Genomic DNA, 13,027 nt, shown 5'->3' on the forward strand with positions numbered 1-13,027 from the left:
TGTTATTGCGGAAATAGCTACGGCAAAGATTTTCCAGCTACGGTAACAGTTTATCGGCATTTAGAATATTATGCGGATCAAGTTGGGCTTTGATGGCACGCATCAACGCAATCTCCGCTTCACTGCGCACCCGCGGCAGCCAATGTTTTTTTACTTTACCGATGCCGTGTTCCGCCGCAATCGTGCCGTTGCAGGCCAAAACATTTTCGTAAACAATGGTATTTACCGCATCTTCATATTCATATACGTCGTTGCTTAACACTTGCGGCAAAAACGTATTGTAATGCAGGCTGCCGTCTCCCAAATGCCCGAATACCACTATCCGGATATCGTTAAAGGCCGTCTGAAGTGCCGCACCGCAAGATTCTACAAATTCGGCAACGCGGGCAATCGGTACGGCAATATCATGCTTAATGCTTGCACCCAAACTGCGCTGCGAGGCGGAAATATTCTCACGCAAAGTCCATAATTCGTTGCGGTCGGTTTCGGAATAGGCCAACACCGTATTTTCAAACCCCCGCTCGAACAGGAATTCCGCCAACAGGCTACCCAAATCATCCCGCTCCACCGAATCGGTAAGCTCTAACAACACATGCCATTTTGCATCGGTGGGCGGGCGCAGGCGGCTGAAATCCGACGACAGCGACAACGCAAAACCGCTAACCAATTCGAAGCTGCACAAGCGTTCGGCAAACTTTCCCTGCATCAAGGTCAGCAGCTCCACCGCCCGACCGATTGAATCCACGCCCACCCAAGCGGTTTCCGTGGTTTCCGGTTGTGCAAACAGTTTCAACGTCGCTCCCGTGATAATGCCCAATGTTCCTTCGCTGCCGATAAACAAATGCCGCAAATCGTAGCCGGTGGTATTTTTATGCAGCGGGTGCAGGTGCGACACCAGTTCGCCGTTGGGAAGCACCACTTCCAAACCCAGCACCAAATCGCGCATGGTTCCGTAGCGCAACACATTCAAACCACCCGCATTACACGCAATATTTCCACCGATCTGGCACGAACCTTCACTCGCCAAGCTCAGCGGAAACAACCGGCCTGCGCTTTCCGCCGCTTCCTGCACCTGCCGCAGCACCGCTCCGGCATCCACGGTGATGGCATTGTCGGCCAAATTGATTTCCCTGATACGGTTCAATTTGGAAAGGTTCAACAGCACGCCGCCTTCAGGCACTGCGGCACCGCACAAACCCGTGTTTCCACCCTGAGGAGTTACCGCGATTTTATTGTCAAAACAAAACCGCATTAGTTTTTGCACCTGCTCCACACTCTGCGGCTGCGCAACGATATCCGCCCTGCCCTGATAACGGCCGCGCTGGTCGGTAAGCCATGCGGCAGCGTCTTCAACCACGCTTACCCCGTTTTCCGCTAAAAATTTTTCCAATTGTTGTGGTAGTGTTTGGCGGTTCATGCTTTACCTGATTTCATTGATGTAATAACGATGAGGCCGTCTGAAATCCCTGTTTTCAATAATCGGCCTGACAAATTGCAAATATCGGCAACAATCTATTCCCGCTTTATGCCGATATGCGTATTCATCATACAATACAACCCAATCAACTTTAAGACGGCAAAACAAAAAGCAGGATACTTATTCAAGTATCCTGCTTTTTATTGTATATGTGCCAAATAAAAATTATTTAGCAGCTTCGGCAGAAGCAGCAGCTTCAACAGCGGAAGCAGCGGCATCGGCAGCAGAGGCAGCTTCAACAACGGCGGCAGAAGCGTCGGCAGCGCCTTCTGCAACAGCTTTTTGTGCGTCGGCAGCAGCTTCTGAAGCAGCGGTAGAGGCTTCAGCAGCAGCTTCTGAAGCTGCAGATGCTGCTTCCGTTACTGCTTCAGAGGCTTTAGCAGCAGCATCTTGAGCTTTTTCTGCGTTACCGCCACAAGCAGCTAAAAACAAAGACATCAGGGCAGCAGCAAACAATGATTTTTTCATTTTAAATACCTTTTAAATCGACTTAATAAAATTTAAAAAACAAACGGCCATAACCTTTACAGGGCAGACCTTAGTTTAGGAATTCATTACCGAATCCTCAAACGACTATGCCCGACACGATATGCCGATACAACAGAACAAATACCTGAGATTCAGCAAGAATATGATGCTTAGTCATATGGAAGCGTAAATAAGTTCAAAAGAAATAGCCATTTTTATCGTGAAATTTCTATCAAAATTTAAGTTTGCATTGATATTTCAAAAGATTTAACAACAAAGCAATAAAAAAATATTTTTTGATATGTGGCAAAATTTTTTATCTTTTTATTAAAAAGTCGCAAATAAGCAACATCAATTTCAAAAACAACGTCATATTCAACAGTTTTCTTCCGTTGCTGGCACAAACTATCGGGGCGGGTGCGGTTAATGCTGTGTTACAATGATCGGAATTTTCCATTTCCAAATGATAAAAGGATTTCTAAAATGACTATCCAAAAAAATTCCGTCGTTACTCTGCACTACGAAATGTATGATATCAACGACCAGCTACTCGACAAAACCGAGCAGCCCATTGTTTATTTACACGGCGGTTACGACGGTATTTTCCCGTTGGTAGAAGAAGCGTTACACGGCAAAAACGTGGGGGATGCAGTAGACGTTATTTTGTCTCCCGATGATGCTTTCGGCGAGCAAGACCCCGAATTGGTGCGCATTGAAAGCGTAGACGTTTTCCCGGTAGAAGTAGAAGTAGGTATGATGTTTGAAGCCGACGACCCCGAAACCGGCGACGTTTGGGTTTACCGTGTAACCGATGTTGCCGACGGCAAAGCCGTGGTAGACGGCAACCACCCGTTGGCAGGCATGAAAATCCGCTTCAAAGCCACGGTAGAAAGCGTGCGTGATGCGGAACAAGAAGAAATCGAACACGGCCACGTTCACGGCGAGCACGGCCACCATCACTAAATCGCCGCTTTCCGAAATTTTTCGAAAAGATTGTTTATCGGCTGAAAAAAAGGCCGTCTGAAAATTTCAGACGGCCTTTTTACATTAATCCGCCAACACTTTGAATTCACCTTGCGGCATGAATTTCGCGGCATCCAACGGAGAATGTTTTTCAAAATACTGTTTTAAAATCTCGGCATCAACGAATCCGGTATTGACGTACTTCGGATGGTCGGACACTTTCGGATAAGCATCCCCGCCCGAAGCCAGATAGCTCGGAATACTCAAGCGGTAAGTTTTGCCGTCGTCCACCGGCTGCCCGCCGACACGGATATCGCTGACCTGCTGTTTCTCGTAATTAACGCTTAAGCCGACATTGTCAAACTGGGGATAACCGCCGGAACCGCGCTGTTTCAAACCCACAACTTTAAGATAACTTTTCAGCTCGCTGCCGGTTAAATCGACATAGCTCACGATGTTGCCGAACGGTTGCGTTTTCAAAATACTTTTATAGGTTACGTCGCCGGCAGGAATCGAATCGCGGATACCGCCGCTGTTTACAATAGCCAAATCCGCACGGGTCCGTTCGCGCTGCGCGTATGCAACCAAGCGTCCCAGATTGGTTTGTTGGTGGCGGACAATGCTGCGGTCGCCTTCGAGTTTGCCGTTAACCGAACCTACTTTAACGCCGAGCAATTTATCGCCTTTCGCCTGATATTTACCCAGCCTGTAAGCGAGTATTTTGTCTTGTGCGATTTCGTTTTGATACAGTTTGTATTCGGTTTTGCCGTCGGCGGTTTTTACTTCGTATTTCAAATTGACCGGAATCAGACGGTAAGATTTGAGGGTCAGTTTTCCGTCTTTAAATTCAAAGTCGGCGCGCCCCAAATATTTGCCCCACTCTCCGGCCTGCATAATCCATGTGCCGTTTTGATAGTCCGGACGGCAGTCGTCTCCCGGTTTATAAGGTTCTTTCAGACGGCCTGCCTCATCCAAACAAACGGCCGTATGGCTGTGGCCGCCGATAATCATGTGGAAAGACTGCTTCGGCAGGCCGCGCGCCAGAGAAACGTCTCCGGGAGCGTTGTAACCGTGTTTGCCGTCGTGATAATAGCCCAGATGGGTCAGCGCGATTTTGATGTCGGGCGTGCGTGCATCCACTTCTTTTAAGACGGCCGCCGCCGCTTTTTGGGACGGTTCGAACACAACCTCGGTCGTGTATTCGGGATTGCCTATTGTGGCGGTATCTTCGGTCGTTAAACCCACAATCGCAATTTTCAAACCGTTTTTCCTCAAAATAACATAAGGTTTGACCAATGGCTTGCCGTTTTTCTTCCAACGGGCATTGGCGGAAAGAAACGGAAATTTCGCCCATTTTTCCTGCATATCCAAAAGCTGCAACGGGTTATCGAACTCATGGTTTCCCAAAGCCATCGCCGCATAACCGATGGCGTTCATACCCTCAATATCGGGGTGGGCATTCTGTATATCGGATTCGGGCACGCCGGTATTGACATCGCCCGCACTCAAAACAATAACCGAACCACCCGCTTTTCTCACTTCCCTTTTAATCTGCTTCACCAAAGTCCGATGCGCCGGCAAACCGTATTCGCCCTGCGCATTCTGCCAAAAACGCCCGTGCAGGTCGTTGGTGTGGAGTACGGTTAAGGAATAAGTTTTGCCGGGTTGGTAGGCATGGGCAAGCGCAGGCAGTAACAATGCCATCAATAAAGTATGTTTCATATCGCGGCCTTTCTGTTATCAAGCAGATTAAAATAAACAAAAATATTATAAACACAACAATCCGGATACCAACAGCGGTAAAAAGGCCGTCTGAAACTTTTTAAACTTTTCAGACGGCCTCTTTGATTCATAAACGGCTCCATATCATCGGAATGATTCTAACAACAGGCAAACTCTCTGCTACATCATTGCCATCAGCGACGGCGGAATGGGCGTAAATTGCGATTTTGATGCTTTGCATTCTTTTGCCAATTCGATTTGTGCACCACGTTCATGCCTTGCGATAAATCTCAACTGACACGAAACAACCTCGAGCTCTTCCGGAAACGATGTCCGATAAGTGCAGTCGATCCTGCGTTTTTCCACATCCACCACCACCGTATCCAAAATCAAATCTTTGCAAAGAGACAAATTGGCCGGCGTGTACACATGGGCAAACACGGTTTCCACCGGCAGGGAAACCGTGAAATGTTGATTGGGCGCTTGGAAAGAATGTACCAATCCGGTGAATCCGAATTCATAAATATGGTTGGGTTTGAAATGTTGCAGTTGCAACGACGGATGCGCACCGTTCCAATATGCCATGGAAAAATCTTCCGGCAGCAACGGAGCGCGCTTTTCTATCCATTCCGCATCCGCCGTACCCGTATGCCGCGCACGCCGGGCAAAATATCGGGGGAAAAAGCCGAAACCTTCGGGCATGGCAATTTCGCTCGGGTCTCTCACCGGCTTGGCGGGATTGTAAATCTGATGGGCGGGCAACATGCGTTTGGCGCTGTTTTTCTGCAAAAATGCTTTCGGATAATAGCCCATGCCGATAGCGTTTTCCTGATACCCTTCGTGGTCGTCTTCCACCTCGCTGCCGCCGAAAGCGAATTCGTAACGGATCGGCAGCGAATCGATGGGGGAAGCCTCACCCAAAGTCCAGCCCAATGCTTCCCTCACCCAATAACGGGGGCCGGTAACGGCCAAAGGCTTTTCATAATCGCCGATCTGCACGGAAACCGGAAATTGTCCGACCATTCTGTCGTCGGGTGCGTAAGCGGTGGCGTTAACCACGATATCCACTTTCGGTTTATAAAGTGAAAAATCGCTTTCGAGCAAGGTTGTCGTCTGCGACGGCTCGCCGTAAAAAGTGTCGGCAAACGTAAGCGGCGTTTGCGTGCGGGCAAACTGAAGCTCTGTCTGCCCGGTTGCCGGATCGATTTCAAATTCATAGCTGACTTTGGCAACAACAACATCATACGCCCGATCCAACTGGTCGACATTTTTAAATTGCTGCGTATGAAAACAGGTAAAGTTTTCCAGCTCAAACATGGCGGTTCTTCTCTAGTTGATGTCCACTTTTTTACCGTCCATATCCACCACTTTGGTGCCGACGACTTTGATTTTTTTGCTGACAATCGCAATCTTGTTTTTATCCATCACAATCATGGAATTACCGACTTGCAGGGTAATTTTGGAATTGGCGGACAAAGTAATGTTGCGGCCTGCATTGAGGCCGATGTTCATGCCGGCATTGATGCTCATGATCAGGCCGACGCTGTGCATTTCCGCCGCGCCGACGTTGGTCATCCAACCGCCGCCGACGTTCAGCATATAGCCCGCACCGATATTGGTCATCTGGCCGATGCCGACGTTGTTCATACCGTTTTTGCTCACCGTTTCCTGTTTGTTGCCGCCGATGCTGCTGACTTCGTTTGAAACAACGGTTTTGTTGCGGTTGGCTCCGACGGTAAACGCTTGGTTTTGGCCGACGGTAACGTTTTGATCCTGCCCCACCGTCAAAGCCTGACTTTGGCCGATGGTTACATTTTCGTTTTGACCGACCGAACGGCTGCGGTTCATCGCCACGTCGACGCTTTGGTCTTTACCCACGCTGGTGCTTTGGTTTTGACCGACGCTGATGCTTTGGTTTTGGGTGATGCTGGCCGTTTCGTTTTGGCCCACCGATTTGGTACGGTTTTGGGTAATCGAAGCCGTTTCGTTTTTCTGAACGGTTTTCGCCCTGTCGCCCACCACCGTTACCGTTTCGTTATTACCGATGGTGGTGGTGCGGTCGTTATTGACGTTGCGGGTTTCGTTGTTTTTAACCAGCGATGTCAAATCTTTCTGCGCCTGAAAATTCACCATTTCAGAGCCGGCGGTATCGTTGAACATCAACTCATTAAAGTTGGAAAGCGGCGAATTGAAACTTTTACTCTTAATACCGGATTGCTTGGCGGCGGCAGGGAAACCCCACGGCGGCGACATTGCACTGTTATACAGACGGCCCAATACGATCGGCCGGTCGGCATCGCCGTTAATGAAATCGACCAATACTTCTTCGCCGATACGCGGCGTATTGATGGAACCGTATCCCGCACCGGCCGAGCCTTGCGTTACGCGCACCCAATTGGAGCTGTTTTCATCCATTTTGCCGTAGCGGTCCCAATGGAATTGAACTTTAATATCGCCGTATTCGTTGGTATAAACTTCTTCTCCGGCCGGGCCGGTTACCGTTGCGGCCTGCGTACCCAACACTTTCGGTTTGGGTGTTTTCAGCGGCGGGCGGTATTGGTACGACTTCGGCAATACGCGGAACGAAATTCTGAATTTGCCGATACGGTCGCCGGTGGTATAGCCGGCTTCTTCAAAATCGTAGTTTGCCTTCAAAATCGTATATTCGGTATTGGATGACGAATGCGGGTGTCTGCTCAAGGTAAACGTATAGCCCGGAGCAATCGTCAACGCCGTGCCGGAGCCGGTAATGACTTTGGTTTGGCTTTTCAAATCTTCGCTGCGCACTTGGCTGTAATTCTGCGCTTCGGAAACATCGCTGAAGCCGGTATAGAAATCATAATGTTCCATAGAAACCGAGCTGAAATCATGAACGGAATCTGAAGACTTCATCGGCACTTTGGCGTTTTTATAATTGTATTCTTGTGTAACGAACTGGCTGGATTTCAGAGAGTCCCGCTCTTCCCAGATGTCGATATAAGCAGTGCTGGGCGCGCCCGGCGCAGTCTGGCGGGAGTGATAAGGAATGTTGGAAGAAGGAATCGCCTGCAAAATGCCGACATCGTCTGCGATAACCAGCTCGTGCGAGCCGTTGCTGTGGGTGAAATAATAGTAAATGCCTTCTTGTTCAAACAAGCGGTTTAGGAAATCGAAACTGGTTTCTTGATATTGAACGCAAAAGCCCCTTGTCCGATACCCTTTTTGGCATTTCACTTGATACGGGAATCCGAACGGCGATAAAACTTCATTGGCAATATCCAACACCGATTTATCAACGAACACCCTGCTGTCTACATTTTGAGTGAGATACCACATAAAAGGGCGGGCGGTACAAGCATAAGCATGGTAGCCCTCTTCGTCTTCATCTTCGCCGATGTAGCCGAAATCAGTAACCAAACCGTTCAGGTAGCGCGGGCTGCCCGCTTCGGTATCGATTTCCAGCGTTACGGGCTGGCCGACAATATCGCGGCCTTGCAGATTAGGATCTTTAGAAACGAAAGTGATATCGAATTTAAAAAGTTCCGAAACCGCTTCGGTTCCTTCCAGCTTTTTAAACAACAAACTTTGACCTAAAGGCGTTTGAGCAATGACTGTTCTGTTCATTTAGAATATTCCTGATTGGAGAATCCGGCTCCGGTACGCTGCCTTAATTAAGAGCCGAATCACACACCCGACCGACAATACCGTTCAAATCAACGACATGCTGCCAACCTACTGTTCAAACTGCGGTATAAATTATAGCAAAATACAGTAAATTATTATTACTTATTATGTGTAGACTATACTTGCAAAGATAAGGTTCCGATTGCAACGAACGCTTTTTACACTTCCCCCGAGGCCGTCTGAAATCCGTGTTTTTCAGACGGCCTGACGGCTTTCGAAACCGGCCGAAGCAAGCTCGAGGCATAAGAAGCAATATGCGGCGAACAATACTTTGCAAAATACCGGCCAATAAAAAAAGCAGGCACAAACCTGCTTTCCGATACTATTTCACATGACGCAAATAATTGAGCAGCAGCGGCACGGGGCGACCGGTTGCGCCTTTTTCTTTGCCTGATTTCCATGCGGTTCCGGCGATATCCAAGTGCGCCCACGAGTAATCTTCGGTGAAGTAAGACAAAAACACTCCTGCGGTAATCGTGCCCGCACCGGGCGTGCCGATGTTGGGAAGATCAGCAAAATTGGATTTAAGCTGTTCTTTATAAGTGTCGAACAGCGGCAACTGCCATGCTTTGTCGTCGGTATGTTTGGCGGCGGCAAGCAGGCTGTCGACCAGTTTCTGATTGTTGCCCATCACACCGCTCACATCATGGCCGAGCGCCACAATACATGCGCCGGTAAGCGTAGCTACGTCAATCACCGCTTTAGGTTTGAACTGTTCGGCATAAGTGAGCGCATCACACAAAATCAGACGGCCTTCCGCATCGGTGTTGAGCACTTCGATGGTCAAGCCTTTCATGCTGGTTACAATGTCGCCCGGTTTGTTCGCACCGCCGGAAGGCATGTTTTCGCAAGTGGGCACAATGGCAATCAGGTTGATCGGCAGTTTCAGCTTGGCGGCGGCACAGAAAGTACCGATAACGCTGGCTGCGCCGCACATATCGTATTTCATTTCATCCATATTCAGGCCGGGCTTCAGGGAAATGCCGCCTGAATCGAAAGTGATGCCTTTGCCCACCAGCACGACAGGAGCTTCGTTTTGGTCTTTCGCGCCGAAATAAGAAAGTTCGATCAAATACGGTTTCTGTTTGCTGCCTTTGGCCACCGACCAAAACGCACCCATATTTTTCTTGATGTAGTCTTTATCGAGAATTTTTACCGATGCGCCCACTTTTCCGGCTTCTTCTTTGGCCGTTTCCGACAAAAATTTGGGGGTACACTCATTGGGAGCCGCATTGCCGAGGTCTTTGCAGATGTTTACACCGTGAATCTGGGCTTCTGCCACTTCCAAGGCTGTCTGAACGGCTTGGGTGTGTTCGGCACAGAAAAACACCGCTTTTTCCAATTTGACCGGTTTGCTTTCTTTTTTATAGCGCTCGAAACGGTAAACGGCATTACCGAATGCCTCGGCAAACACTTCCGTTACCAAAGCGGCATTTTTCTTATTAAACGGCGCGATACACACGCTGACCCGCTCTTGTTTCTGCGCCCAAACAGCAGCTTCTGCCGCGGCTTTGGCAACGGTTTCACGTTTCATGTCTTTCAGGCGCACAACGGCAATCGCTTTCAAGCTGCCATCTTCAGATGCCTTGGTTTCGGCAAACGCCTGATCTTCTTCCAATGCTCCGCACAGCAATGCGACAGTCGGATTGTCGCTATTTTCGCTGCATGGGCAGGCATCTTCACAAATGTAAAGCAGCGCCCCCGCTTGGGTTGGCTGCAATTTTTCGGCTTTTATGCTAAATTCCATGTTTATTCTCCTGATTGAAACGGTGATTCAAATGGATTTTTTCAGACGGCCTCCAAAACGAATGCAGGCCGTCTGAAACATATTGGTTCGATTGTACTCTCATATCAGGCCGTCTGAAACGCCTCGGGCCGACCGAATACACTCCCCGCATAAAAGCGGCAAGATTTTTTATGATTTATCAACGCAATTTTATTAAAGAACTTTCGTTCACGGCAGTCGGCATCTTCGTGGTGCTGCTGGCGGTTTTGGTATCGACCCAAGCCATCAACTTGCTCGGACGTGCCGCCGACGGCCGCGTGGCGATTGATGCCGTGGCCGCACTGGTCGGCTTCTGGATCATCGGCATGACTCCGCTGCTGCTGGTACTGACCTCTTATATCAGCACCCTTACCGTGCTCACAAGATATTGGCGCGACAGCGAAATGTCGGTTTGGCTTTCCTGCGGGTTGGCACTGAAGCAATGGATACGCCCCGTATTGCAATTCGCCGTGCCGTTTGCCATTCTGATTGCCGTGATGCAGCTTTTCGTGATGCCGTGGGCCGAGCTGCGCAGCCGTGAATTTGCCGAAATCCTCAAGCAGAAACAAGAGCTTTCTTTAATCGAAGCGGGCGAATTCCGCACCCTCGGCAAACGCAACGGACGGGTGTATTTCGTTGAAACCTTCGATGTCGATTCCGGCATTATGAAAAACCTGTTTCTGCGCGAGCACGACAGCAAAGGCAACGACAACATTATCCTCGCCAAAGAAGGCACTTTTTCTTTAAAAGAAAACAAACGCACGCTGGAATTAAGCAACGGCTACCGTTACAGCGGCACGCCCGGCACAGCCGACTACAACCAAGTATCGTTCGAACATCTCAGCCTGATCATCAGCACCGTGCCGAAAATCGTCGACCCGATTTCCCACCGCCGCACCATTCCCACATCCAAACTCTTCGGCAGCGACAATCCGCAATATCAAGCCGAATTGATGTGGCGTTTGTCGCTGCCCATCAGCGTATTGCTGCTGAGCATACTGGCCGTGCCGCTTTCCTATTTCAACCCGCGCACGGGGCATACTTATAACATCTTGATTGCCATCGGCCTTTATCTGGTTTATCAAAACGGCCTCACGTTCCTGCGCAACGCCGTTGAAGACGGCAAACTCAATTTCTGGATCGGCATGCTGCCCATGCACATTCTGATGTTCGCCATCGCCGTTATCCTGCTGCGTGTGCGCAGCATGCCCGCGCAACCGTTTTGGCAGGCATTGAAAAACAGCATGAAAGGCGGTGAAAAATGATGCTGCTCACCCGCTACCTCATCCGCCAACTCAGCGTAACATCGATATACGCTCTCTTGGCATTTCTCGCTTTATACAGCTTTTTCGATATCATCAGCGAAATCGGCGACATCGGCCAAGGCAGCTACACCGGCGCGAAAATGATGCAGTATGTGCTGATGCAGATGCCCGCCCATGCTTACGAACTGATGCCGCTGGCCGTCTTAATCGGCGGCTTGGTCGCCCTCAGCCAACTGGCTTCCGGCAGCGAACTTACCGTGATGAAAACCAGCGGCATGAGCACCAAAAAACTGATAACCGTTCTGCTTCAATTCGGTTTGATTTTCGCGGTATTGACCACGCTGCTGGGCGAATGGATTGCCCCTTCGCTCAGCCAACGTGCCGAAAACCTCAAAGCCACCGCCGTCAACGGCAAAATCAGCACCGGCAGCCAAGGTCTGTGGCTGAAAGAGCAAAACAACATTATCAACGTGCGCGAAATGCTGCCCGACCACACTCTGCTCGGCGTAAAAATCTGGAAACACAACGAAGCCTTCCGGCTTGCCGAGGCCATAGAAGCCGAATCCGCCGTATTGAACGACGACAATAGCTGGCAGCTTAAAAATGTGCGCCGCAGCCTGCTCGAAGGCGAACAAGTCCGCACCGAAACCCAAACCGTGCAAAAATGGCCTGTCGAACTGCAACGCAACCTGCTTGACGTGTTGCTGGTTAAGCCCGAACAGATGTCGGTATCTGCCCTTACCACCTACATAGGCCATCTGAAAGCCAACAACCAACAAACCAAAACTTATGAAATCGCGTGGTGGCGCAAATTGATGTATCCCGTCGCCGCCACCATTATGGCTTTGGTTGCGCTGGCATTCACGCCGCAAACCACCCGCCACGGCAACATGGGCTTGAAGCTGTTTGCCGGCATCTGCTTGGGGCTGGCTTTCCACTTTGCCGGACGGCTGTTCGGCTTTACCAGCCAACTCTACGGCGTTCCCCCCTTTATCGCCGCCATGCTGCCGACGGTGCTCTTCGGTATCTTGGGCGTTTATTTGATACGCAGGCAGGAACGGCGTTAACGGAATAAAAAGCCGAGAGGCCGTCTGAAAACTTGTTTTCAGACGGCCTCTCTCATCACATCATCTACACTTTCGGTTTCCTGCGCTCCGCCATCTTCCGACCGATTGCCGCCAATTCATCCTGCGGCACAAACTGTTTGCCCATTTCAAACAGCGGTTCCTCAAGTGCCAAATGGACATCATAACCGGCGGTAAAGCGTTCCAATATTTCCCGCTCGAGTCTATAACTTTTATCTTTTTGAAGTTTGGCAAATTCTTCGGCCAATGCCGCCCAATTTTGATGCAGGCTTTCATGTTGCTGCAAAAGCCGGTCGATGCAGTCTTGCGCTTGCGGGGCATATCGCAGCAGCAACGGAAAAAAATCCTCTTCTTCGTCCTGATGGTGCAGCGGCGCGGCGACATTGAAATATTGGGCAATCTGCTTTACCGCCTGCAAAGCAACATCATTGCAGCCGTTTTCCTCAAGATAATCCGGCAACATTTTTATCTGTTCGCAAAAACGGCGCACCTTACTATGGCAGGTATAAAGCATTTCTATTGGTTCAGCAAAGGTTACGCTGCGAGCATCGAAGAAATCCATGGCTAATTCCTTAATATATCAGAAAATATGATAACGTCTTCCCAAGACGGCAGTATA

At 49.6% G+C, this 13,027-nt stretch carries 10 protein-coding genes; 3 read left to right on the forward strand and 7 right to left on the reverse strand.

What is annotated here, in order from left to right; genetic code table 11:
- Window positions 1-37: 37 nt before the first annotated feature.
- Complete coding sequence (locus Q0X97_RS08970) at window positions 38-1,417, reverse strand: FAD-binding oxidoreductase (RefSeq protein WP_302066989.1); 1,380 nt, start codon at window positions 1,415-1,417, stop codon at window positions 38-40.
- 225 nt (window positions 1,418-1,642) lie between these two features.
- Window positions 1,643-1,945 carry a hypothetical protein gene (locus tag Q0X97_RS08975; protein WP_302066990.1) on the reverse strand — a complete coding sequence of 101 codons (303 nt, stop codon included), beginning with the start codon at window positions 1,943-1,945 and terminating at the stop codon, window positions 1,643-1,645.
- Window positions 1,946-2,428: 483 nt separating this feature from the next.
- Here Q0X97_RS08975 and Q0X97_RS08980 point away from each other — a divergent pair, with 483 nt between their 5' ends.
- Window positions 2,429-2,908 carry a peptidylprolyl isomerase gene (locus tag Q0X97_RS08980; RefSeq protein ID WP_302066991.1) on the forward strand — a complete coding sequence of 160 codons (480 nt, stop codon included), beginning with the start codon at window positions 2,429-2,431 and terminating at the stop codon, window positions 2,906-2,908.
- 84 nt (window positions 2,909-2,992) lie between these two features.
- Here the strand turns inward: Q0X97_RS08980 and ushA are convergent, their stop codons facing one another.
- The 4 genes from ushA to Q0X97_RS09000 all read right to left on the reverse strand — a co-directional run bounded on the left by ushA (window position 2,993) and on the right by Q0X97_RS09000 (window position 10,040).
- Window positions 2,993-4,630, reverse strand: a complete 1,638-nt coding sequence (gene ushA, locus Q0X97_RS08985) for a bifunctional UDP-sugar hydrolase/5'-nucleotidase UshA (RefSeq protein ID WP_302066992.1) — start codon at window positions 4,628-4,630, stop codon at window positions 2,993-2,995.
- 180 nt (window positions 4,631-4,810) lie between these two features.
- Complete coding sequence (locus tag Q0X97_RS08990; protein WP_302066993.1) at window positions 4,811-5,947, reverse strand: DUF2169 domain-containing protein; 1,137 nt, start codon at window positions 5,945-5,947, stop codon at window positions 4,811-4,813.
- A 12-nt stretch (window positions 5,948-5,959) separates the two neighbouring features.
- Complete coding sequence (locus tag Q0X97_RS08995) at window positions 5,960-8,233, reverse strand: type VI secretion system Vgr family protein (RefSeq protein ID WP_302066994.1); 2,274 nt, start codon at window positions 8,231-8,233, stop codon at window positions 5,960-5,962.
- 382 nt (window positions 8,234-8,615) lie between these two features.
- On the reverse strand, window positions 8,616-10,040 hold the full coding sequence (locus Q0X97_RS09000; RefSeq protein WP_302066995.1) for a leucyl aminopeptidase: 1,425 nt from the start codon (window positions 10,038-10,040) through the stop codon (window positions 8,616-8,618).
- 170 nt (window positions 10,041-10,210) lie between these two features.
- Between Q0X97_RS09000 and lptF the strand changes: the two genes are divergently transcribed.
- Both lptF and lptG read left to right on the forward strand, forming a co-directional pair.
- The gene (gene lptF / locus Q0X97_RS09005) at window positions 10,211-11,323 is read left to right on the forward strand and encodes an LPS export ABC transporter permease LptF (RefSeq protein WP_302066996.1); all 1,113 of its coding nucleotides are present in this window, start codon (window positions 10,211-10,213) and stop codon (window positions 11,321-11,323) included.
- Window positions 11,320-12,390, forward strand: a complete 1,071-nt coding sequence (lptG, locus tag Q0X97_RS09010; protein WP_302066997.1) for an LPS export ABC transporter permease LptG — start codon at window positions 11,320-11,322, stop codon at window positions 12,388-12,390. Before lptF ends, lptG begins: the two co-directional genes overlap by 4 nt.
- 64 nt (window positions 12,391-12,454) lie before the next feature.
- On the opposite strand, the gene Q0X97_RS09015 is transcribed toward lptG, so the two are convergent.
- A complete protein-coding gene (locus tag Q0X97_RS09015) occupies window positions 12,455-12,970 on the reverse strand; it encodes a hemerythrin domain-containing protein (protein ID WP_302066998.1) in 516 nt (171 codons plus the stop codon).
- Window positions 12,971-13,027: the final 57 nt, after the last annotated feature.

It is taken from the genome of Neisseria sp. MVDL19-042950, assembly GCF_030504625.1.
In the GTDB taxonomy this organism is placed as follows: Bacteria; Pseudomonadota; Gammaproteobacteria; order Burkholderiales; family Neisseriaceae; genus Neisseria.

Excerpts from the sequence above, each read along its gene's own strand:
- Q0X97_RS08970 (WP_302066989.1), bottom strand. The coding sequence starts at position 1,417 with ATGAACCGCCAAACACTACCACAACAATTGGAAAAATTTTTAGCGGAA.
- ushA (WP_302066992.1), bottom strand. The coding sequence starts at position 4,630 with ATGAAACATACTTTATTGATGGCATTGTTACTGCCTGCGCTTGCCCAT.
- Q0X97_RS09000 (WP_302066995.1), bottom strand. The coding sequence starts at position 10,040 with ATGGAATTTAGCATAAAAGCCGAAAAATTGCAGCCAACCCAAGCGGGG.
- Q0X97_RS08990 (WP_302066993.1), bottom strand. The coding sequence starts at position 5,947 with ATGTTTGAGCTGGAAAACTTTACCTGTTTTCATACGCAGCAATTTAAA.
- Q0X97_RS09015 (WP_302066998.1), bottom strand. The coding sequence starts at position 12,970 with ATGGATTTCTTCGATGCTCGCAGCGTAACCTTTGCTGAACCAATAGAA.
- lptF (WP_302066996.1), top strand. The coding sequence starts at position 10,211 with ATGATTTATCAACGCAATTTTATTAAAGAACTTTCGTTCACGGCAGTC.
- lptG (WP_302066997.1), top strand. The coding sequence starts at position 11,320 with ATGATGCTGCTCACCCGCTACCTCATCCGCCAACTCAGCGTAACATCG.
- Q0X97_RS08995 (WP_302066994.1), bottom strand. The coding sequence starts at position 8,233 with ATGAACAGAACAGTCATTGCTCAAACGCCTTTAGGTCAAAGTTTGTTG.
- Q0X97_RS08975 (WP_302066990.1), bottom strand. The coding sequence starts at position 1,945 with ATGAAAAAATCATTGTTTGCTGCTGCCCTGATGTCTTTGTTTTTAGCT.
- Q0X97_RS08980 (WP_302066991.1), top strand. The coding sequence starts at position 2,429 with ATGACTATCCAAAAAAATTCCGTCGTTACTCTGCACTACGAAATGTAT.